The sequence below is a fragment of the Paucibacter sp. Y2R2-4 genome (assembly GCF_025717535.1).
Classification (GTDB): Bacteria; Pseudomonadota; Gammaproteobacteria; order Burkholderiales; family Burkholderiaceae_C; genus Paucibacter_A.
The window spans coordinates 580,420-602,472 of sequence record NZ_JAJIRO010000002.1 but is presented as its reverse complement, the minus strand read 5'-3'; the positions used below and the strand labels follow the sequence as shown (position 1 = coordinate 602,472).

Sequence of the window (22,053 nt, the reverse complement as noted above, 5' to 3'; positions counted from 1 at the left end):
CGGGCTTTGGGCCCGCCCACCCGAGGCTCATGGCCCAAAATCCACATCCATCGACGACCGAGTTGCAGAACAAAGCCACGCCTTTGATTGAGTTGCGCGATGTCAGCTGCGGCTATGGCGATCGGATCATTCTTGAGCAGGTCAATCTCTCGGTGCCGCGCGGCAAAGTTCTCGCCCTGATTGGTACTTCCGGAGGCGGCAAGACCACGGTGCTGCGCCTCTTGGGCCGGCAAATCCGTCCGATCAAGGGTCAGGTCTTGTTCGATGGGCAAGACATTGGACCATTGGATGCCGATGGGCTTTATGCGGTCCGACGTCGCATGGGCATGTTGTTCCAATTCGGCGCCTTGTTCACCGATTTGTCGGTGTTCGAAAACGTGGCCTTTCCGCTGCGTGAACACACCCGCCTGCCCGAACCCATGATTCGCGACTTGGTGCTGATGAAGCTCAATGCCGTGGGCTTGCGCGGCGCGCGGGACTTGATGCCTTCGGAGATTTCGGGCGGCATGGCGCGGCGCGTGGCTTTGGCAAGAGCCATCGCCTTGGACCCGGATCTGGTTCTGTATGACGAGCCCTTTGCGGGCCTGGACCCCATTTCTCTCGGCGTGGCCGCCCGTTTGATTCGCGACCTGAATGATGCTCTGGGTCTGACCAGCGTCATCGTCTCGCATGATTTGCATGAGACCTTTGGCATCGCCGATGAGGTCGCCATGATTGCCAATGGCCGGGTGGTGGCACAAGGCACGCCGGAGCAATTGCGTCAGAGCCAAGACCCCTTGGTCCGTCAGTTTGTCGGCGCCGAGCCGGAAGGGCCTGTGCATTTCCATCAACCGGCCAGCCCGGTTGAAGAAGACTTTGGTTTGGGGCTGAGCGCATGAGGGAACTTGCTTCCAACACCGGGCGCAGCTTGCGTTTGAAGCTGGCCGATATTGGCGCATCGACGCGATTGTTCCTGCAAATTTTGGCGCGCTCGCCGCAGAGCCTGATGCGCTTTTCTCTGGTGCGCGATCAGATCTTCTTTCTCGGCAATCACTCGGTTTCATTGATCGGCGTGGCCGGTTTGTTTGTCGGCTTTGTGCTGGCGCTGCAGGGCTATTACACCTTGCAGCGTTACGGCTCGGCAGAGGCCGTCGGCTTGCTGGTGGCCTTGAGTTTGGTGCGTGAATTGGGCCCGGTGGTGGCTGCCTTGTTGTTTGCGGGTCGTGCCGGTACTTCACTCACCGCCGAGATCGGGCTGATGAAAGCGGGCGAGCAATTGACGGCCATGGAGATGATGGCGGTCGACCCGGTGACCCGTGTGCTGGCGCCGCGTTTTTTGGGCGGCGTGATCGCCATGCCTTTGCTGGCGGCGCTGTTTTCGGCGATTGGCATCATCGGCGGCTGGCTGGTGGCTGTGGTCTTGATCGGCATTGACGAGGGCGCGTTCTGGTCGCAGATGCAGGGCGGCGTGGACGTCTGGGCCGATGTCGGCAACGGCGTTCTGAAGAGTTTTGTTTTCGGCGTGACGGTCTGTTTTGTGGCCTTGCTGCAAGGCTTCACCGCCAAGCCCACGCCTGAAGGTGTGGCGCAGGCGACGACGCGCACGGTCGTGGTGGCTTCATTGGCGGTCTTGGCACTCGACTTTGTGCTGACAGCCATGATGTTTTCTATTTAGTTTTCGAGATTCGGAGAAAAGCATGCAACAAGCCTCGAGGCATGATGCGGCGGTGGGCTTTTTTGTGCTGCTGGGCGGCGCAGCGCTCTTGTTCCTGGCCTTGAAGGCCGGCAATCTGCTGAGCCTGAACTTTGATGAGACCTATCTGGTCAGCGCCAAGTTCGACAATATCGGCGGATTGAAGGCGCGCGCAGCGGTGAAGAGCGCCGGCGTGGTGATTGGCCGGGTGGAATCGATCGTGTTTGACGACAAGAGCTATCAGGCCAAGGTGATGATCAGCCTGAACAAGAAGGTGGTCTTCCCCAAGGACAGCTCGGCCAAGATCCTGACCGCTGGCTTGTTGGGTGAGCAGTACATCGGTCTGGAGGCCGGTGGCGATGAAAAGAACTTGGCGGCCGGCGATAGCATCAAGCAGACCCAGTCGGCCGTGGTGCTGGAAAACCTGATCGGCCAGTTCCTTTACAACAAGGCGGCCGATACCGGTTCCGCTCCGGCGGGTGAGCCCAAACCATGAGTGCGCACAAAGCCCTGGCGGCAGGCCGCTGGTTGTTGCTCTTGAGTCTCTTTGCCGTGTTCAGCGGTTGCGCGAGTCTGCGTGGCCCTGGCCCGCAAGGCCAAAAGTTGGACCCCTGGGAGTCCTGGAACCGCAAGGTCTTCGCCTTCAATGACTCATTGGACGAGCATGTATTGCGCCCTGTGGCCACGGTGTACAGCGAGGTGGTGCCTGCGCCCATCCGCCAGTCGGTGGACAATTTTTTCAACAATATCGGTGACGCTTGGTCGGCCATCAATCTGATGCTGCAAGGGCGGCCCAGAGCCAGCGTGGAGCAGGGCATGCGCTTTGTCTTCAACTCCACTTTGGGCTTCGCGGGCTTCATTGATATCTCCACCGAAATTGGCCTGGAGCGCAAGAGTGAAGACATGGGCAAGACCTTTGGTCGCTGGGGCACCGGCACCGGGGCTTACATCGTTTGGCCCTTGTTTGGTCCTTCATCGGTGCGCGATACGCTGGCCATGCCTTTCGACTGGGCTGCAGCGCCCGCGGTACTCTTCCGGGACGGCAGCAGCAAGGTCGGCATTTACACCCTGCAAACCATCAATGCGCGGGCCAACTTCTTGCGCGCCAGCAGCATGCTGGAGGGCATTGCCTTGGACAAGTACACCTTCTACCGTGACGCCTATCTTCAGCGTCGTGGTAGCTTCAGTGATGATGACGAGTTTGAGGTGCTGGTGCCAGAGACTCCAGCGGACAAAAGCAATCCGCAGGCCGGCCACTGATCGCGCCTCCCCCTTGTGGGTGTGAACCCAAGCCCCGGCCCGTGCGTTGAGATGCACAAGGTCTGGCCTCAATCAACGATAGGAATTGAATTCATGAAAGCATCCAAGCGTCACCTGATGCAAGGCTTGTTGGCCTTGGCGATGAGCCTGTCTGCCGCATTGCCGGCTGTGGCCGCTGACGCCAGCGCGCCCGACTTGCTGATCCGCCAGCTCTCTTTGGAGACGATTGAAGCGGTCAAGTCCGACAAAGCCATCCAAGGCGGCGATCTGCAAAAGATCATCAACCTGGTAGACACCAAGGTGATGCCTTACATCAACTTCAAGCGTATGACGCAGTCGGCGGTCGGCCGCTTCTGGCGTCAGGCCACGCCCGAGCAGCAAAAGCGCCTGCAAGACGAGTTCAAGACTCTCTTGGTGCGTACCTATGCCGGCGCGCTGACGCAGGTGAAGGACCAGACCATCGCACTCAAGCCCTTGCGCGCCGCAGCGGGCGAGACCGAAGTGGTGGTTCGCACCGAAATTCGCGGCAAGGGCGACCCGATTCAGCTGGACTACCGCCTCGAAAAAGACGGTGCTGAATGGCGCATTTACGACGTCAATGTGCTGGGCATTTGGTTGGCGGATCAATACCGCAATAGCTTTGCCCAAGAGATTGGCGCCAATGGCATTGATGGCCTGATCAAGACCCTGGTCGAAAAGAACCAGAAGGCCGCCAACGGTCCGGCCAAGTCTTGAGTTCGAGCTTGAACGTGGGCATGAGTGGCAGTGAGAGCATGCTGAGGATGCCGGCCTCGGTGCGCATGGCAGACGCACCCGGGCTTTGGGCTCAGTTGCAACTGGGGCTGCGTGCCGAAGCGGCGCAGGTGCGCAGTGCAGCAGGTGCCGAGCTGCGCATCAATGCAGCTGACCTGCAGCAATTTGATTCCTCGGTGCTGACCTTGTTGCTCAGCGCAGCGCGCCTGTGCACCGCTGAAGGGGTCAAGCTGCATGTCTGCCAGGTCCCGGCCAAGCTGCAAGAGCTGGCGCGGGTCTATGGCGTGGCCGAGTTGCTTTGGCCCGAATTGGCCGAGGTCAGCGCCAAGGCCTGATGCAGTGCGGGGCCGCTTGGCCCCCCGATCCGCGCGTGCTCGTCAAACGTAGCGTTTGCCGCGCAGGTTCTTCTTGATTTCCTGCAGCATGGGGCGCAGGTTCTGGCCCAGCTTGAGCGCCACGCCGGTGGTCAAGATGTCTACTGCCATCAGGTGCAGCAAGCGCGACACCATGGGGCTGTAACGGTCAAAGTCCTCGGGGTGATCCACCGCCAACAAGACCTGGCCGGGGCTCTGGCCCAAGGCCGCCAAGGGTGAGCCACTGGCGGTGATGATGATGGTGGTGGCGCCCTTTTTGCGCGCGATCTCGGCGGCATCCAGCAGGTCGCGGCTGCGACCCGAGTTACTGATGACGACGGCGCAATCGCCGGCTTGCAACATGGTGGCGCTCATCAGCTGCACATGGCCGTCGCTGCAGGCGGCGGTGTTGATGCCCAGGCGGAAGAACTTGTGCTGCGCATCCTGCGCCACGATGCCGGAGTTGCCCACACCATAGAACTCAATGCGACGGTTGTTGCGTGCCGCTTCTGACAAGGCCGCGATCGCCACTTCAAACGCATGGCTGGCCGCGTCATTGCGGTAATGCAGAAGGGCCGCGACCGCGTTGTCCACCACCTTGACGATCAGATCGGCCGGCTTCTCGTCCTCGTCCACCGCCCGGTGTACAAAGGGCACACCTTCGTTGACGCTGCCGGCCAGCTTGCGCTTGAAGTCGGTCAAGCCGTCATAGCCGACGCTGCGGCAAAAGCGCACCACCGTCGGCTTGGACACATGGGCACGGTCCGCCAACTCGCTGACCGGCAGGTTGGCGAAGGCGCGGGCGTCGTTCAGCAAGAGCTTGGCCACGCGCTGCTCGGCCGGCGGCAGGGCCGGAATGGCGGCTTTGACCCGTTCCAGAATGCTCACTGTTCTTCCGCCCAGGCAAAGCCGTCTTTGGCCACCAGCGCGCTGGCGGCCGCAGGGCCCCAGGAACCGGCGTTGTAGGGGCGTGGGCCGGTGCTGTCTTGTTCCCAGGCGTCCAAGATGGGTTCCACCCAGCGCCAGGCTTGTTCTTGCTCATCGCTGCGCACGAACAGGTTCAGCCGGCCCCCGATTGCATCCAACAGCAAGCGCTCATAAGCGCCGACGCGGTTGGTGGCAAAAGCCTTGTCAAAGTCCAGGTCCAGCGACACTGGAGTCAGTGCTTCGCCATGGGCGCCGCCCTTGGCCGCCAGCAGTTGCAGCTCCAGCCCGTCTTCCGGCTGCAGCTTGATGACCAAGCGATTGGCTTGGTTGGTGCCCGGGAAAATCGGGTGTGGCACTTGGCGGAAGTTGATGACGATTTGTGCGTCGCGAGCCGCCAAGCGCTTGCCGGTGCGCAGGTAGAAAGGCACGCCGGCCCAGCGCCAGTTCTGCACCTCGGTACGCAGCGCCACAAAGGTTTCGCAGTGGCTGTTCTCCGGTACCTTGGCTTCGTCCAAGTAACCATTGACCACCGTACCGCCGACATTGCCGGCGCGGTACTGGCCGCGCACCACATCGCGCGCCACGGTCTCGGCGGTGAAGGGTTTCAGCGAGCGCAAGACCTTCAGCTTCTCGTCGCGGATCGCATCGGCATCATTGGTCGAGGGCGGCTCCATCGCGATCATGGTCAGCAATTGCAGCGCATGGTTTTGAATCATGTCGCGCAGAGCGCCGGTGCCGTCGTAGAAAGCGCCCCGGGTGCCCACGCCCAACTCTTCGGCCAGGGTGATCTGGATGTTGGCAATGCTTTCGCGGCGCCACAGCGGCTCGAACAAGGCATTGCCAAAGCGCAGTGCCATTAGGTTTTGCACCGAAGGCTTGCCCAGGTAATGGTCGATGCGGAAGGCTTGTTCTTCCTTGAACACCGAACGCACCACGCGGTTGATTTCTTGCGCGCTGGCCAGGTCGTGGCCCAGCGGTTTCTCCAGCACCACGCGCACCCGGTCTTCGTTCAGGCCGACGGCGCCGAGTTGCTGGCAGATTTGGGTGAACAGATAGGGGCTGGTGGCCAGGTACAGCACCACCGTGTCGGCCTGGCGCTCATCCAGCCAGTCCTTCAGGCCTTGGTAATGCTCGGGCTGCGACAGATCCATGCGGCGGTAATGGATCAGCGCCGCAAAGCGCTCGAACTCTTCGTCATTGGGGCGCTTGGAGCCATCGACCTCGCGGAAGCGTTCCTTCAGCCATTCGCGGTAACGCTCGTCGCTATTGTCGTCGCGAGCCACCGCCAAAATGCGGCCGCCAGCCGGCAGCTTGCCGTGGCGAAAGGCCTGGAACAGCGCCGGCATCAGCTTTCTCCAAGTGAGATCGCCGGTGCCGCCGAAGAAAACGAGATCGAAAGACATGGAATGCGCCCTGTTGCGGTTCAATCGAAAAAATGAACCCTTGATGTAACAAAGTTTCTGGAATTATGATGCATGAGTTTCGTCGTTCGGTCAATGTGTCAGGCTTTTTTTGCGCTTCTCATGGGGGTTTGCGCTTGCGTGAGTCTGTAACCCGATGCAAAGGCCTGAACGAGTGGGGCTGCCCGAGAGCGGTTCTAATGGAGGTTTGAATCGCTTTTTCTGGAGTGCTGCTGTGATGAACCAACTCGATCAACTCAAGACCTTGACCACGGTAGTGGCCGACACCGGCAATTTTCTGCAGCTGGCGCAGTTTGCCCCGCGCGATGCGACCACCAACCCTTCGCTGATTCTGAAGGCCGTGCAGTCGCCCGATTACGCGCCGCTGCTCAGCGATACCGTCGCCGCTCACAAGGGCCTTGCTTTGGACGAAGTGGTGGACCGGGTGCTGGTGCGCTTTGGTCTGGAGATTCTGAAGGTCGTGCCCGGCCGTGTTTCGACCGAAGTGGACGCCCGCCTGAGCTTTGACAAGGCCGCCACCCTGCTGCGCGCACGCCGCATCATTGGCCTCTACGAAGCCGCCGGCATTTCGCGCGAGCGCGTGCTGATCAAGATCGCCTCCACCTGGGAAGGCATCCAAGCCGCCGCTGAGTTGGAGCGCGAAGGCATCCACTGCAATCTGACCCTGCTGTTCTCCTTCTGCCAAGCTGTGGCTTGCGGCGAGGCTGGGATCCAGCTGATTTCGCCTTTCGTCGGTCGCATTTACGACTGGTACAAGAAGAGCGCCGCGTCTTCGGGACAGGCCTGGGACGAGGCCGCCCAAGCCGGCGTGAACGATCCTGGCGTCAAGTCGGTCACCCAGATCTTCAACTATTACAAAAAGCATGGCATCCGCACCGAGGTGATGGGCGCGAGCTTCCGCAATATCGGCCAGATCCAAGCACTGGCCGGTTGCGACCTGTTGACCATCAGCCCCGATCTGTTGGCCCAGTTGCAAGCCCAGTCGGCGCCGCTGACGCGCGCGCTCGACGCGGCAGCCGCCAGCGCTTTGGATCTGCCCAAGGTTTCTTTCGATGAAGCGGGCTTCCGCTTCGCCCTCAACCAGGATGCGATGGCCACCGAGAAGCTGGCCGAAGGCATCCGCCTGTTTGCCGTGGACTCGGCCAAGCTGGATCAGATGATTGTGAGTTGATATGTCCTTTGCCTCGCGTTGTGACCGTAGCCCGGTCTGGTCTGCCCTGCAACAGCGTTTTGATGCTGTTGGCAGCAGCTTTGACCTGCGGCGAGCCTTTGCCGAAGAGCCTGAGCGTTATGCCGCTTGGTCCTTCCAGGCGCCGGAGCTCTTGGCGGACTTGTCCAAGAGCCGCATCGATGCCGAAACCCTGGCCTTGCTGCTGCAATTGGCGCGGGACTGCGGGCTTGAATCACAACGCGATGCCATGCTGGCCGGCGAGGCCATCAATCACACCGAAGGCCGCGCCGTGCTGCACACCGCACTGCGCGCGCCGGCCGGTCAGGGCTTGTTCACTGAGGAGGTGCAGGCCTCGCTGAGCGCGATGCTGAGCTATGCCGAAAGCGTGCGCGACAGCGCGCGCAGCGGCATCACCGATGTGGTTCACATCGGCATTGGCGGCTCGGACCTGGGCCCCGCCATGGTGGTGCGGGCGCTGCAAAGCTTTACCCAGCCGGGCTTGAAGCTGCACTTTGTTTCCAATGTGGACGGGCATGACCTGGCCCCGGTGCTGCGCGATTTGAAGCCGGCCACCACGCTCTTCGTGATCGCCTCCAAGACCTTCACCACGCAGGAAACCCTGGCAAACGCCTTGGCTGCACGCAGCTGGTTCTTGGCGGCCGGCGGTAGCGATATCGCACGCCACTTCGTTGCCACCAGCAGCAATACCGCGGCGGCTGCCGACTTTGGCATCACCACCACCTTTGGCTTTTGGGACTGGGTGGGTGGCCGCTATTCGCTGTGGTCGGTGATCGGCTTGCCGATCGCCATTGCCATCGGTGCCGAGAATTTCCGCGCGCTGCTGGCCGGAGCGCATGCCATGGACCAGCATTTTGCGCAGACACCGCTGGAGCAAAACCTGCCGGTGCTCTTGGGCGTCTTGGACCTTTGGTACCGCAACTTCCACGGCTTCAGCAGCCGCAGCGTGGCGCCCTATCACCAGGGCCTGGGCCGCTTGCCGGCCTATCTGCAGCAACTGGAGATGGAGAGCAATGGCAAGGGCGTGGACCGAGAGGGTCAGGCCTTGCCTTATGCCACCAGCCCGGTGGTCTGGGGCGAGGCGGGCACCAACGGTCAGCATGCTTACTTCCAGATGCTGCATCAAGGCACAGATGTGATTCCGGTCGAGTTCATCGCCGTCAAGCGCACGAATCACGGGGCGCATGTTCAGGGCGAGCTGAAAGAGCGGCTGGCCGATCAGCAGCGCAAGCTGCTGGCCAACTGCCTGGCGCAGTCGCAAGCGCTGATGCAAGGCAAATCGTTTGAAGAAGCGTTGGGTGAATCGGCTCCCACGGCCTCCAAGGCGCTGGACGCTGCGACGGTGGCTCGCCATCGTTCCTTCCCCGGCAATCGGCCCAGCACGACCCTGGTCTTGGATCAGCTGACGCCGCGTTCACTCGGCGCCTTGATCGCCATGTACGAGCACCGGGTCTTCGTCAGCGGTGCGCTTTGGGGCATCAACAGCTTTGATCAATGGGGCGTGGAGCTGGGCAAGGCCTTGTGCGGCCAGCTCTTGCCGCGCCTGAGCAGTGGTGACACCGCAGGCCTGGATAGTTCCACGGCCGGACTTTTGAAACACCTCTTGGCATGAATATCGTTTTTGACTTTGGAGGCGTGGTGTTCCGTTGGCACCCCGCCAGTTTTCTGGCGCGGGTTTGGCCGCACCGGGTGACGGATGTCGATGAAGGCGCCGTGGTCGCCGCGCAGTTTTTTGAAAACTATGGCGGTGACTGGGGGGCTTTTGATCAAGGGCTCATCGATGCCGAGACGGTGATTGCCCGAATCACCGAGCGCACCGGTTGGCCGCGCGCCGAGGTGGCGCAGGTGGTGGCGGAGGTGCCGAATGAACTGCAGTTGCAAACCGACACGGCCGCGCTGATCGAGGAGCTGAAGCAGGCCGGGCATCGACTGTTCTATCTGTCGAATATGCCCGAGCCCTATGCCGACCACTTGGAGCGCAGCCATCCACTGAACCAGTGGTTTGAGTCGGGCGTGTTTTCTGGGCGCGTCAAGCATTCCAAGCCGCGGCAGCCGATTTTTGAGATCGCCAGTCAGCGCTTTGGTCTTGCGCCGCAGGATTGCATCTTTTTGGATGACCACCCGGCCAATATCGAAGCCGCTCAGGCTCTGGGCTGGCAGGCCGTTTTGTTCACCAATGCAGCCGAGGCGCGCCAAGCCTTGGCGGCCTTGGGCGTGGAATCAGTGAGGTAAGGAATCGTCCTCGACCGGCGGGCTGGCTTCAACCGCGAAGCTCTCGCTGGCCCAGGCGCCCAGATCGATCTGGCGGCAGCGCTGGCTGCAAAAAGGCCGCCACATATTGCTGGGCGCGAAGATCGAGTCGCCCCGGCATGTGGGGCAAGGCACGATGCGTTCTTGCGTCTTGATGTCTTGGCTGCTCATGCACACAGCGTCAGCTCGAAGCTGACGTCCTGAGGGGCAGGGCGCAGGCGCCCTTCTTCGTCTTGCCGCATCATGCGGATGGAGATCATCAGACGATGGCCGCTGATCTCAGGCACCAGGCCTAAGCTCGGGTCGATGCGCATGCGCAGCAACTGGAAGCTGCGGCCCGCGCCCAGGTTTTGTTGGAACTGACCGGCCACCGCAGCCACCTTGTGCGGCGAACCCGAGTCGCGCAGCAAGCCCAGCAGCACTTGCAGCGCTTCGGCCAGCGGCATCAGGCTTTGCGTCCACTGCATCAGGTCGTTACGACGGCGCACCGGCAAGAATTGCTGCCAGGTGTAATAGGCCGGCAGATCGAACTCGCAGGTGCCGCCAGGAATGCTGATGCGGCTGCGAATGCTCATCAGCCATTCATTCGAGTTGAGCGCGTGGCCCGCTTTGCCGCTGAGCTTGTTGAGGCCTTCAAAGGCGCGGTCGATGCGCCCGATCACCTCATCCAGGACAGCCTCGGCCACACCGGGGTTGCCGCGATAGCCGTTCAGCTGCGCCTTGTGGCGCTCCAGTTCCTTCAGCAGATCGGACTTCAGGTCCGCGCGGGCGGCCACGTCCATGATCTCGAAAATGGTGACCAGGGCGAAATGGTGGTCAAGCGCGGTCTCGCGCTCCATCAGTTGACCGAGACGGTCAAACAGATGCTCCAGACGCAGCATCGTGCGGATGCTCTCGTTGAACGGGTACTCGTAAAGGACCAAGGCGGTCATCCCTATCGGTCAGCTTGTGGGCGGCGGCGCGCGTGATTTCACGCGCCAAACCCTGCGATTGTTCCATAGCCTGCGGCGGCTCAGCCTCGGCAGAGGCTGCGCATTGAACTATTTACCTCGTCGCCAAGCCTGGGCGAGGGTCAGGACTTGCCTGCGCAAGGCCTCCAGGGACAGTTCTTGGTTGAAGATCACTGCATCCGCACAAGCGCGACGCTGCGTCCGGCTGGCTTGCGCGGCCAGCACCGCGCGGGCCGCTTCTTCGGTCCATCCGGGGCGTTGGCTGACGCGGGCAATCTGCGTCGCTTCTTCGCAATCGATCACCAAGACGCGATCGACACGAGCTCGCCAATGGCCAGACTCGACCAGCAGCGGCACATCGAAAACGATCAGGTCCTGACCCGCCGCCCTCGCTTGCGCCTCTTCCAAACGCGTTTGCGCGCCGATCAAGGGATGAAGAATGGCCTCCAGGCGGGCCTTGACGCTGGCGTCGGAGAAGGCCAGTTCGCGCATGGCGGCGCGGTCCAGGGCGCCGTCTGCGCTTTGCAGGCTGGAACCAAACTCGGCCACGATGGCCGGCATGGCGGCGCCGCCAGCCGCACTCAAGCTTCTCGCAATCGCGTCGGTGTCAATGAGGGCGGCGCCGGCTTCGCGCCAAAAGCTGGCCACCGTGCTCTTGCCGCTGCCGATGCCGCCGGTCAGGCCTATCCTCAAGCCTGGCCTCTCATGCCCAGCCAAGCCAGCCCAGCACCCGCGGTGCGCCAGCGAACAGCACCACAAAGCCACCGCCCGCCAAGAAGGGGCCGAAGGGCACATAGCGGCCTTCACGCAGCTTGGCATTCATCTTCAAGCCGATGCCGACCAAGGCGCCAATCAGCGAGGCGCCCAGCACAATCGGCAAGACCATTTGCCATCCCAACCAAGCACCCAGGGCGGCCAGCAGCTTGAAGTCGCCATAGCCCATGCCTTCTTTGCCGGTGACCAACTTGAACAGCCAGTAGACCGACCACAAAGACAGGTAACCCACGAGAGCGCCGGTCATGGCGTCGTCCAAGGGGATGGTGAAACCCAGCAATGCGGCGGCTAAGCCCGCCCACAGCAAGGGCTGGTTCAAGGAGTCGGGCAATAGAGTGGTGTCCCAGTCGATGGCGGCAAGCGCCAGCAGGCAGGCGCTGAAGCCGCACCACAGCAAGGTGCTGGGCTGCGCGCCAAAGCGCCAAGACAGTGCAGCAAACAAGAGGCCGCAAGTCAGCTCAATCACCGGGTAACGCGGGGAGATGGCTGTCTTGCAAGCGGAGCATTTGCCGCCGAGTCGCAACCAGCCCAGCAAGGGCAAATTCTCATGCCAGGCCAGTTGGTGGCCGCATTTGGGGCAGCGTGAGCGCGGCAGGGCAATGCCTAACTTCGGTAGCTTCTCGATCCGCTCGCTCAAGGCGTTGGCCGCCGCCGCCAGCTTCTCGGCCTGATCGGCCGGCAATCCCATAGCACGGCTGAGTTCGCCTGCATCACCCAGCTGAGCGCCAGCATCCGCCATCCATTGGCGCTCCAGCATCAAGGGGATGCGGTGGATGACAACGTTCAGAAAACTGCCGATGCACAGGCCGAATAGGCCCAGGACCAAGGGGGAGAGCAGAAAGTTGAGATCTAGATTCATGGGCAAATTCGGCAAGAAAGGGCAAGCGTCAAACCACTTGGCCGAGCTTGAAGATGGGCAGATACATGGACACCACGATGCCGCCGATGATGCCGCCCAGGATCACGATGATGAAGGGCTCCATCAGGCTGGACAGCGACTTGACGGCCTCATCGACCTCGTCCTCGTAGAACTCGGCGGACTTGGACAACATGTGATCCAGCGAGCCCGATTCCTCGCCAATGGCGGCCATCTGCAGCACCATGGTAGGGAAGATGCCGGTCGATTGCATCGAGGTGGTCAAGGCGGTACCCGTCGATACATCGCGTTGGATCTTCTCGGTGGCCTCCGCGAAGATGGCGTTGCCGGAAGCACCACCGACTGAGTCCAGCGCCTCAACCAAGGGCACGCCGGCCGCGAACATGGTGGACAAGGTGCGGGTCCAGCGGGCCACGGCCGACTTGTAAAGCAGGTCACCAAAAACCGGGATCTTCAGCAGGATGCGGTCCATGGTGGCCTGCATCTTGACCGATCGTTTCCAGGATTGGAAGAAGAAGTACAGACCTCCGCCAATCGTCGAGAAGATCGCCCACCAATAGGCGACGAAGAACTCTGACATGGCGATCACGGCGAGCGTTGGCGCCGGCAAGTCGGCGCCGAAGGACTTGAACACGTCCTTGAAGGCCGGCACCACAAAAATCATGATGACGGCCACCACCACAAAGGCCACGACCAACACGGCCACCGGATAGGTCAGCGCGGACTTGATTTTGTTTTTGATGGCGACGGTCTTTTCTTGGTAGACGGCCAAGCGGTCCAGCAGTGACTCCAAGATACCGGCGGCCTCACCGGCCTCGACCAGATTGCAGTACAGCGCATCGAAATAGAGTGGGTGCTTGCGCAAAGAGGTGGACAAGCTGGTACCGGTCTCCACATCTTGGCGGATGTCATTCAGCAAGCGGGTCAGTTTGGGATTGGTGCTGCCGCGGCCGACAATTTCAAAAGACTGCAGCAGCGGCACGCCGGCTCGCATCATGGTGGCGAGTTGGCGAGTGAAGATGGCAATGTCTTTTTGCTTGATCGCCTTGCCGCCACTGACCCGGCGCTTCTTGACCTTGTTGACCAGAATGCCCTGGCGGCGCAGGGTGGCGCTGACCATGGCTTCACCACCGGCGCGCAACTCGCCCCGCACGATCTTGCCGTTACGGTCTTTGCCTTCCCATTCATAGGTCGCGTCATTCGCGCCCTTGGATGCCGTCGTCGTTGCCATATCCATCAGCTCCTGGGCACTAGCCCCGTGCACGCAGCGATAAAAGCGTGCGAATTATTCATTGGTTGCGGCCAGCACTTCTTCAAGGGTGGTGACACCCAGTCGGACCTTGACCAAGCCGAACTGGCGCAGATCGCGCACGCCGTCGGCTTTGGCCTGCACGGCGATGTCCATGGCCGAACCCTCGGCCAGGATGATGCGCTGAATCGACTCGGTAATGGGCATCACTTGGTAAAGGCCAACGCGTCCTTTGTAACCGCTGTTACAACTGGAGCAACCCACCGCGCGGTATTGCTTCCAACTGCCGTCCAGTTCTTCTTCCTGAAAGCCAGCGCGCAACAAGGCTTCACGCGGGTATTCGGCGGGGGCTTTGCAGTTTTCGCACAGGCGCCGCACCAGGCGCTGGGCGGTGATCAGGAGCACGCTGGACGCGATATTGAAGGGCGCTACGCCCATGTTCAGCAAGCGGGTCAGGGTCTTGGGCGCGTCATTGGTGTGCAGCGTTGACATCACCATATGGCCGGTCTGTGCGGCCTTGATGGCGATGTCGGCCGTCTCCAGGTCACGGATTTCACCCACCATGATGATGTCGGGGTCCTGGCGCAAGAAGGACTTCAAGGCGGCAGAAAAGCTCAAGCCGGCCTTGTCATTGACATTGACCTGGTTGATGCCCGGCAAATTGATTTCGGCCGGGTCTTCGACGGTGGAGATATTGACGCCCGGCTGGTTCAGGATGTTCAAGCAGGTGTACAGCGACACCGTCTTGCCCGAGCCAGTGGGCCCGGTCACCAGCACCATGCCGTAGGGGCGCGAGATGGCGGCCAGCAAGCGTTCCTTTTCGATCTTCTCGTAGCCCAGGGCGTCAATGCCCAGCTTGGCGGACGAGGGGTCCAGAATCCGGATCACGATCTTCTCGCCGAACAAGGTGGGCAGGGTGCTGATACGGAAGTCGATCGCCTTGGCGCCGAACTTGAGCTTCATGCGGCCGTCTTGCGGCACACGCCGCTCGGCAATGTCCAGGCGCGACAGCACCTTGATGCGCGATGACAGCTTGTCCTTGATGGCAATCGGCGGCTGGGTGATTTCGCGCAACTCACCGTCCACGCGGAAGCGCACCCGGTAGTGGTATTCATAGGGCTCGAAGTGCAAGTCAGAGGCGCGCATATTGATGGCGTCGACCAGCATTTTTTGCAGAAAGCGCACCACCGGTGCGTCTTCCACATCGCCCATCTCGGCGGCTTCTTGTTGGGGCGCGGCTTCTTCTTCGCCGATGTCAAAGTCGAAGTCGCCGCCCGCCATGGACTCCAGCGTCTCGGCGGCGCTGCTGGCGGACCCGGCGAGCATCTTGACGAGCTTGTCGTGTTCGACGATCACCCACTCGGGTGCCAGCTGGGTGGCGAACTTGATGCGTTCCACCACCTCTTGGTCGGTCGGATCTGCGCCGCCGATGAAGAGCCGGCTGCCGCGCCGGCCCAAGACCACCACCTGATATTGCAAGGCCAGCTTGCTATCGATGATGTTGTGCGGCATGCGCTGCGGATCCATGGCGTTCAGATCCAGCAGTGGCAGGGCCAAGGCGGTGGAGAGCGTGTGAGCCAGGTCTACGGAGGAGACGGCGCCAGAAGCAATCACCGAATTGACGAAGCTGATCTTCTTCTCGCGCGCCTGCCGAGCCAAGTCCTCAGCGACCTTGGCTTGCAGCTTGCCGGCGTGCACCAGCATGCGTGCCACGCCGGAAAGGGCGGACTGGGGCGGCTCGGCCAAGGTGGCATCCATTGCTTGTGTTCTTGTAGGCTTCGAAGGTTGAGAGGTTCAAGGCCTCAGGCTTTGTCCATCACAGTGAGGCGGGCAGCTTCAGCGACTCCTGTCGCACTGTAAACCGGGCCAAGGCTGCGCGCAGCCCTGGCTCGTGGCTTTGCACACGATTAGGCCATTTGGCGACGCGGCTGGAATCTCAAACAGAGGGGTTTTCACCTGCCAAAGCTGAGGAATCCGACTGCCCAGAGAGCGTGACAGCCAGAGGCAACAAGACGGTGATCGTGGTGCCTTCGCCCAGGGCGCTGCTCAGCTGAAGCTGCCCACCATGCAGGCTGACAATTTCCTTGACGATGCTCATGCCCAGTCCGGTGCCCAGCACGGTACCGGACTGATCGGCGCGGTAAAAGCGTTCGGTGACACGGGCCAGTTGCTCAGGCGTCATGCCTCGGCCTTGGTCTTGAACTTCCATACAGGCCAGCGCCGGCGAGTCGGGCGTCGCCGTGCGCTGGCTGAGTCGCACCCAGATCTGACCACTCTCAGAGAATTTGTAGGCGTTGGAGAGCAGATTGCGCAGCACCTGCTGAATCTTCATGGCGTCGACATGGACCGTCAGGGGCGCGGTGTCGCCCTCGAACGTCGCCGCGTCGCGACCCTCCGGCGCTCGGAAGTCGTTCAGCGCCTGTTGGACGAGCACGCGCAAATCGGTGTCCTCCAATTCAAAATCCTGGCCGCGTCGGGCCTCAATGCGAGCCAGGTCCAGCAATTCGTTGAGGATGTCGATCATGGCCTGGCTCTGGCGGTAGATCCGTTCCAGCATTTGTTTTTGGCGTTCGGGCGCCAACTCGCGCGTGATCAGCAACTCGGTAAAGCCGTAGATACTGACCATGGGTGTGCGCAACTCATGAGCGGCCGTCGCCAAGAACTCGCTCTTCAGCCGATCCACCTCATGCTGGTGCGTGACATCGCGCAGCAACAGCACCTGGGTGACCTCGCCAGTGCCGCCCTCATGCAAACTCAAGGACAAGACACGATGCTGGGGCGTTCGGATCGTGAGGCTCAGTGGGCCTTGCTTGAGGGCGTTCAAGTTCAAGACTTCGTCTGCGTCAGTATCCTCCTTTGTACCTTCTGCTCTGCTTAGCGCTTGCAGCATCGTCAGCAGGGCATTGGGTTCCAGATCCAGCACCGCATCGGCGCCCAGCCCGGTCAGTTGGGTGAAGGCCGGACTGACATAACGTATCGTGTGCTCGGTGCCGATGGAAACCAGACCGTCCGGGCTCAGGGCAAAAACCGCAGCCAGCTGCTCGCTGCGTTCCTTCATGCGAGCCTCAGCCATCTTCAGCTCATGGACGTCTTGCAGCGAGCCTGCCATGCGCCGATGTTGACCTTCGGTGTTGAAGAAGACCTTGGCGCGCGCACGGAACCAGCGGTAGCCGCAGCCGCGGATATAAAGCCGGATTTCTAGGTCGTAGGGCGCCTCATTTTGTAAGGCCGCCACCAGGGCCGCCGCGTGTCGGGCCGCATCATCGGGATGCAAACGTTCTTCAAACTGGCTGGCGCTGGCGGTCACCTCGCCTGGCTCCAGTCCCAGCAAACGGTAGTACTGCGGTGACCACCATTCGGCATCCGCCTGGGTGTCGATGCGGTCCCACAGACCATCTGAGCCGCCTTCCAAGGCCAAGGCAAAGCGTTCATTGCTCAGGGCCAAGGTGGCTTCGAGCTGCTTTTGCGTGCTGATATCGGTTTGGATGGCGACGAAACGCTCAACCTGACCTTGCGAGTCCAGGCTAGGCGCCACGGTCAGCTTGACCCAAAAGGTCTGCCCTTGGCGATTGCAAAAGCCGATGGCTCCGGACCAACTGCGCCCTTGGGCCAGGATCGCGCTGCCTTCTTTCAGCGCGGCCCTTGATTCGTCCACCACATGAACGATCCGATGGTTTTGGCCCAGCAACTCCTCACGTGTGTAGCCGGTGACGCGGCAGAACTCGTCGTTGGCATAGATCAGGCGGCCTTGTGCATCGGCCATGGACACCAAAGAATGCTGGTTCAGGGTCTCCAGCATCAAGCGATGGTCTCGCAAGGCCGTTTCGGCCACCGCTTTCGCTTGCCGGAGATCGAGCGTCATGTCTTCGGCCAGCAGCTCGGCGCGAGCCCGGCCCATGCTCAAGAGCCAGACGATGGCAGCGGCCAACAAGCTCATGGCCGCAGCACCCAAGCTGGTCAAAATTGGGCGGCTTTCTATGGCGAGCTCGGCGAATCGGTCCGTGCTGTTGATTCGCAGGCTCAGCTCGCGGCCACCGACGAAAAAGTTGCGCCGTGCTTGAAACATGTGGCCACGCAAATCTTTGTCGGGACTCCGGGCAGTTTGGGCCCTGGACACTTGCAGTTCCTGGCCCAGGCTGTACACCAGGCCTGCTGGCTCCAGCGCTGGACCGTCATAGAGTTCAAAGTCCAGCAGACCTTGGATGCCTGAGCCTATGCCTTCCATCAAGTTGTCCATCACCAAGGGCACGAAAATCAGGCCGGCCGTTGCGGCGATTCTTTGCTCTTCGCTTTGCGTGGCGGCACCCACATAGTGCAGGGGCAAAAGATAAAGGAAGCCTGTCGCCGATTCGCCCTTGTTCTCCAGCATGACGGCGCCGGACAAGGTGGCTTGGCCAGAGCGATAGGCCAGTTCAAGTGCTGCGCGCCGGACCGGCTCGGCGCCGAGATTGCGCCCTAAGGCGGCACGGTGATAGGCCAGGGGTTCGATGAACTTGATGATGTAGAGGTCACCGTTTTCGCCCGCGTCTTGAACCGCGAAGTCGGGTACGCCGGTATTGCGCTGGCTGTGGATGAAGTCCTCGAGTTCATCGCGTCGGACGCGTTCGATAAAGCCGTAGCTGTTGATGGCGCTGAAATCAATCGGGGGGCGGTTGGCGCGCACAAAGTTGGCGAACTCTTCACGACGCAGCGAGAGGTTGGCCGCGTGGAGTGCGGCCAGGCTACGCATGCCGTAGCCGGGGTGCTCAAAACGCCGACGTACATCGTCCTCCAAGCCGGCGGCCAGGCGATCAAAGCGCACCAGCGCGATGTTGCGCAAATTCGCAATTTGATAGTGCAGCAGCAGAGCGGTCAGCAAGAGACCCAAGATCAGGGTGATGCGTGCGCGGCGCAAGGGTTTGGTCTGCGCCTGTGCCTGTGTCTGTGTCTGTGTCTGTGTCTGTGCCTTCGCCAGTCCCTCGCCAGGCCCGAGGCTGGATCGCGCCAAGCGCTCTCCGCGCCATGCAAGATAAAGCACCGCGGGCAAGACCAGCAGCAAGACCTCGCTCCACAGGCGCAAGGCCCAGTCTTGCTGGCTCAACAGCGGCCGCAGCCCATAGACGTTCAATGCCTCGCACAGTAGCAAGAGGCCAGCCAGCGCTAAGGTGACTCGAGTCAGCAAACCAACTGCCGGCCGATGCCACAATCGATCGCGACCAGACGAACTCACAAGCCTCCCGCCAGCGCACAGGGCAGAAAGACGCTCACCGTGGTGCCCTGGCCCAGCTCGCTGGCCAGGGCCAGTTGGCCGCCATGCAACTCAACGATTTCTTTCACGATGCTCATGCCCAGTCCGGTGCCCAGCACCGTGCCAGATTTGTCCGCACGGTAAAAACGTTCCGTCACATGTGAGAGCTCCTCGGCCGTCATGCCGATGCCCTGGTCTTGCACTTCGATCTTCACTTGCGCCGCATCGGCTTCGGCCACCTGACTCACGCGCAGCCAGACACGTCCACCTACTGCCGAGTACTTGTAGGCGTTGGAAAGTAGATTGCGCAGCACTTGCTGCAATTTCTTGCGGTCTGCTTGTACTTGGCTGCTGCTCGCGGGCAGGCTCAGTTCAGGGCCTAGGCGCTCATCCGGCGCTTTGAAGTCCTGCACCACCTCTTCAATGACGGTGTTCAGGTCCAGCAATTCCATCTCAAAGTCCTGACCGCGCCGCGCTTCGATGCGCGCCAAGTCGAGCAGTTCGTTGAGGATGGCAATCATGGCTTGGCTCTGCCGATAGATGCGCGCCAGCATCTGCTTTTGACGATCCGGCGCAATATTGTCCCGAGTCATCAGCAGCTCGGTAAAGCCAAAGATGCTGGCCATCGGCGTGCGCAATTCATGGGCCGCGGTGGACAAGAACTCGCTTTTCATCTGGTCAACTTCGACCTGATGCGTGACATCGCTGAGGTGCAAGAGCTGCGAGGTTTCGCCGCCTTCGCGGGCCGAGCCTTCGTGAAGCGTCAGCTCCAGCACCCGACGGGTCGGGCGCTCGATCGACAGGCGCAAGCGGCCGTGGCGCAATTGGGTCTTCTCGATGGCTGCGGCTTCGCCGTCCTGCCTTGCAGACAATGCGCGCAACAAGACATCCTCTTGCAGACCCAAGGCGCTTTGCGAGGGAATGCCGGACAGGCGCGTGAAGGCCGGGCTGACATAGCGCGTCAAACCTGCGGCATCAAACCAGACGAAGCCATCTGGGCTGAGCGCGAAGATGGTGGCCAGCTGTTCACCGCGTTCGCGCAGCTGGACGATCAGGTCTTGCACCAGCTTGAGCAGGATCGTGTTTTCGGCACTGTCGGCACCCGCCTCATGACCCGCAAGCTCGGGTTTTGAAAAACCCTGCAACATCTCGCGCAAGGATTGCATCACTTTGGCGCGGGCGCGTAACTCGTCCTGCAGTCGGTCGTCCAGTTCCTGCTGCTGGCTGAAATCGCGGCAGGCATAGACCCAACCGACCGAGCTGCCGTTGCTGTCCATCACGGCGGTGCGGCTGAGGTCGAGCACACGGGCACCACCGGCGGTGGGTTTGAGTCGTATGCGCGTCTTCCAGCTGCTACCGGCTGTCGGGTTCAGCGCCACATCGGGCAGCAAGTCCTGGATACGCTGACCCAGAATTTGCTCGGAAGGGCGCTCCAGCATCTGGGCCAGCACGGGGTTGGCCAGCAGCACCAAGCCCTGCGCATCGGTGGTGGCAATGCCGTCGCCGATGGCAGCCAAGGTGACGCTGGCCCGCTCCCGCTCTTGTTGCAAGGAACTGGCGGCCTGATTCAGCACTTCAAAGGTCTTGCGGAATTCCAGCGGCGCGTCATCGGCCAGCATAGGGCTGAGGGCCCCGCCCGACACCTGCAGCTGTTCGCCAAAAGTCTGAATGCGACCGAGGTTGCCGAGCCATCGATTCAAGGGCCACCAGACCATCGCCAAGCCGATCAATAGACCCAACGCCGAAAGCCCGATCGCCACAATCGTCTGCTGCCAAAAAGTGGTGGCGATGTGCGCGATGCTGAAGCGCAGGCGCAGCACGCCATAGTCTCGCCCGCCCGCAGAGACGTTCAGGTTGAGTTCCGGCAGCTGTTCTTCGATCGCCTTGAACAGCCAGTCAGGCGCTTTGAGAACGGATTCTTTGTGGCCGCGGCGCTCGATCAAACCGCCCTTGAGGTCGATGAAGATGGCGGCGCTGATGTCGGTGTGTTTGGCTGCGCGCTCCAGGGCTCGCTCGATGGTGTCGTAATCGCCAATCACGGCGGACTCGGTCACCACGGGGCCGAGCAGGCTGATCAAGGTGTCGGCGGAGTCTTGGGCGCCGGCGATGCTGTCGGCATAGCTGCGGGAAGCGAACCAACCCATCGCCCCGCCGACCGCCAGCAGCAAGGAGATCAGGTAGAGCAGGAAGACCCGACCGATCAGGCTGGAGGGAAAGAGTCGCAAGGCGGGCATCACCTGGCCTCAGCCTTGCCGGTCAGCGCAGTTGGGCCGGGGCGTTTTGGTAAAAGCGCCGGTAGGGGTCGTACTCGCTGCCGTCCGAGAGGATGAAATAGGCCTCGTCGGTCAGCCCCACATGTTTGGACACCTCGGCCAAGATGGCTTTGCCCTTGGGGTCTTTGTGCATGCCGGCAAAGGCCTTGGCCACCGCCTGAACATCCTTGGCGGGAACCTTGGCGGAAGCCATCAAAGCCAAGTCGTGCAGGGGTTCTGAACTCCACAGCACGCGGAACTTTTTGCCCTCGCGTCGGCCATAGTTTTCAGCCAATTGCGAATTCACGCCTGCGGCGCTGGCCTTGCCGCTGAACAACTGGGCCAAGGCGCCGTCGGCATTGCCGGCAAACACCACCTTGGTGTCGATCTTCTTGTTCAGTAAATTGGCGTAGGGAAATTTGTAAGACACCAAGGCTTCAGGTCCGGGGTAGACGATGTCCTTGCCGGCCAATTGGCTCAGGTCGGTGATGGCCGAATCGCCAGGCACAATGATTTGGCCGTGAATCGGCGGTGTAAGGCGGCGGCCAAAGACCTTCCAGCCAAGCTTCTCGCGCTCAGGGCTGAACAAATGGTTGCTGAAGACAAACTCGACTTCCTGGGCCAATACATAACTGGTGGTGTCGGCGGAGGTGCGTCCAATCTTCAAACCTAACTTGACGCCGCTGCGCTCCGACACGTAAGCGATGATGGGGTTCCAGTAGTCAGCCGTCAGGGCAATATTGGCTTGATTGACCGGCGAGAAGCGGTACACCACCTCCTCGGCCTGCGCCTTGTGTGTCATCAGGCTCACTGCAAGCAGAGCCCCGGCACTGAGCTTGAAGGCTCGGAAGAGAAGGGCGAGAGATTTGCTCATGGGGCGACCTCGTACCTGAGTTTTT

The 22,053-nt window shown here is 61.3% G+C and carries 20 protein-coding genes; 9 read left to right on the top strand and 11 right to left on the bottom strand.

Features of this window, described 5'->3' with window-relative positions:
- Positions 1-29: 29 nt before the first annotated feature.
- From LNV06_RS09605 to LNV06_RS09580, 6 genes are all read left to right on the top strand, one after another.
- The gene (locus LNV06_RS09605; RefSeq protein ID WP_263538024.1) at positions 30-878 is read left to right on the top strand and encodes an ABC transporter ATP-binding protein; all 849 of its coding nucleotides are present in this window, start codon (positions 30-32) and stop codon (positions 876-878) included.
- Positions 875-1,654, top strand: coding sequence for a lipid asymmetry maintenance ABC transporter permease subunit MlaE (mlaE, locus tag LNV06_RS09600; protein ID WP_263538023.1), 780 nt, complete (start codon positions 875-877; stop codon positions 1,652-1,654). The genes LNV06_RS09605 and mlaE overlap by 4 nt, the downstream gene beginning before the upstream one ends.
- A 22-nt stretch (positions 1,655-1,676) precedes the next feature.
- Positions 1,677-2,168: an outer membrane lipid asymmetry maintenance protein MlaD gene (gene mlaD, locus LNV06_RS09595; protein WP_263538022.1), complete on the top strand. Its 492-nt coding sequence runs from the start codon at positions 1,677-1,679 to the stop codon at positions 2,166-2,168.
- Positions 2,165-2,932 carry an MlaA family lipoprotein gene (locus LNV06_RS09590; RefSeq protein WP_263538021.1) on the top strand — a complete coding sequence of 256 codons (768 nt, stop codon included), beginning with the start codon at positions 2,165-2,167 and terminating at the stop codon, positions 2,930-2,932. Before mlaD ends, LNV06_RS09590 begins: the two co-directional genes overlap by 4 nt.
- Positions 2,933-3,025: 93 nt before the next feature.
- The gene (locus tag LNV06_RS09585; RefSeq protein ID WP_263538020.1) at positions 3,026-3,667 is read left to right on the top strand and encodes an MlaC/ttg2D family ABC transporter substrate-binding protein; all 642 of its coding nucleotides are present in this window, start codon (positions 3,026-3,028) and stop codon (positions 3,665-3,667) included.
- Positions 3,668-3,687: 20 nt separating this feature from the next.
- Entirely contained in the window at positions 3,688-4,020 is a 333-nt protein-coding gene (locus LNV06_RS09580; protein WP_263538019.1) for an STAS domain-containing protein, read from the top strand.
- A gap of 42 nt (positions 4,021-4,062) precedes the next feature.
- Here the strand turns inward: LNV06_RS09580 and LNV06_RS09575 are convergent, their stop codons facing one another.
- Both LNV06_RS09575 and zwf read right to left on the bottom strand, forming a co-directional pair.
- Positions 4,063-4,920, bottom strand: a complete 858-nt coding sequence (locus tag LNV06_RS09575; protein WP_263538343.1) for a MurR/RpiR family transcriptional regulator — start codon at positions 4,918-4,920, stop codon at positions 4,063-4,065.
- A gap of 2 nt (positions 4,921-4,922) precedes the next feature.
- Positions 4,923-6,368, bottom strand: coding sequence for a glucose-6-phosphate dehydrogenase (gene zwf / locus LNV06_RS09570; RefSeq protein WP_263538018.1), 1,446 nt, complete (start codon positions 6,366-6,368; stop codon positions 4,923-4,925).
- A gap of 235 nt (positions 6,369-6,603) precedes the next feature.
- On the opposite strand from zwf, the gene tal reads away from it, so the two are divergent.
- From tal to LNV06_RS09555, 3 genes are read left to right on the top strand one after another with little or no spacing between them, the layout of a single operon-like run.
- Entirely contained in the window at positions 6,604-7,557 is a 954-nt protein-coding gene (gene tal / locus LNV06_RS09565; protein WP_318013467.1) for a transaldolase, read from the top strand.
- A gap of 1 nt (position 7,558) precedes the next feature.
- On the top strand, positions 7,559-9,187 hold the full coding sequence (gene pgi, locus LNV06_RS09560) for a glucose-6-phosphate isomerase (protein WP_263538016.1): 1,629 nt from the start codon (positions 7,559-7,561) through the stop codon (positions 9,185-9,187).
- Complete coding sequence (locus tag LNV06_RS09555; RefSeq protein ID WP_263538015.1) at positions 9,184-9,807, top strand: HAD family hydrolase; 624 nt, start codon at positions 9,184-9,186, stop codon at positions 9,805-9,807. The genes pgi and LNV06_RS09555 overlap by 4 nt, the downstream gene beginning before the upstream one ends.
- Here the strand turns inward: LNV06_RS09555 and LNV06_RS09550 are convergent.
- From LNV06_RS09550 to LNV06_RS09510, 9 genes are all read right to left on the bottom strand, one after another.
- Positions 9,796-9,996 (bottom strand): DNA gyrase inhibitor YacG, encoded by a 201-nt coding sequence (locus tag LNV06_RS09550; RefSeq protein ID WP_263538014.1) that lies wholly within the window; start codon positions 9,994-9,996, stop codon positions 9,796-9,798. The genes LNV06_RS09555 and LNV06_RS09550 overlap by 12 nt on opposite strands.
- Entirely contained in the window at positions 9,993-10,748 is a 756-nt protein-coding gene (gene zapD / locus LNV06_RS09545) for a cell division protein ZapD (RefSeq protein WP_263538342.1), read from the bottom strand. Before zapD ends, LNV06_RS09550 begins: the two co-directional genes overlap by 4 nt.
- Before the next feature lie 117 nt (positions 10,749-10,865).
- The gene (gene coaE, locus LNV06_RS09540) at positions 10,866-11,468 is read right to left on the bottom strand and encodes a dephospho-CoA kinase (protein WP_263538013.1); all 603 of its coding nucleotides are present in this window, start codon (positions 11,466-11,468) and stop codon (positions 10,866-10,868) included.
- A gap of 10 nt (positions 11,469-11,478) precedes the next feature.
- Complete coding sequence (locus tag LNV06_RS09535) at positions 11,479-12,408, bottom strand: prepilin peptidase (protein ID WP_263538012.1); 930 nt, start codon at positions 12,406-12,408, stop codon at positions 11,479-11,481.
- 28 nt (positions 12,409-12,436) lie between these two features.
- Positions 12,437-13,657, bottom strand: coding sequence for a type II secretion system F family protein (locus LNV06_RS09530; protein ID WP_263538011.1), 1,221 nt, complete (start codon positions 13,655-13,657; stop codon positions 12,437-12,439).
- 54 nt (positions 13,658-13,711) lie between these two features.
- The gene (gene pilB / locus LNV06_RS09525; RefSeq protein ID WP_263538010.1) at positions 13,712-15,433 is read right to left on the bottom strand and encodes a type IV-A pilus assembly ATPase PilB; all 1,722 of its coding nucleotides are present in this window, start codon (positions 15,431-15,433) and stop codon (positions 13,712-13,714) included.
- A gap of 178 nt (positions 15,434-15,611) precedes the next feature.
- On the bottom strand, positions 15,612-18,836 hold the full coding sequence (locus LNV06_RS09520; protein WP_263538009.1) for a CHASE domain-containing protein: 3,225 nt from the start codon (positions 18,834-18,836) through the stop codon (positions 15,612-15,614).
- A gap of 44 nt (positions 18,837-18,880) precedes the next feature.
- On the bottom strand, positions 18,881-21,136 hold the full coding sequence (locus LNV06_RS09515) for a sensor histidine kinase (protein WP_263538008.1): 2,256 nt from the start codon (positions 21,134-21,136) through the stop codon (positions 18,881-18,883).
- Between the two features lie 22 nt (positions 21,137-21,158).
- Entirely contained in the window at positions 21,159-22,028 is an 870-nt protein-coding gene (locus LNV06_RS09510; protein WP_263538007.1) for a phosphate/phosphite/phosphonate ABC transporter substrate-binding protein, read from the bottom strand.
- Positions 22,029-22,053 lie beyond the last annotated feature (25 nt).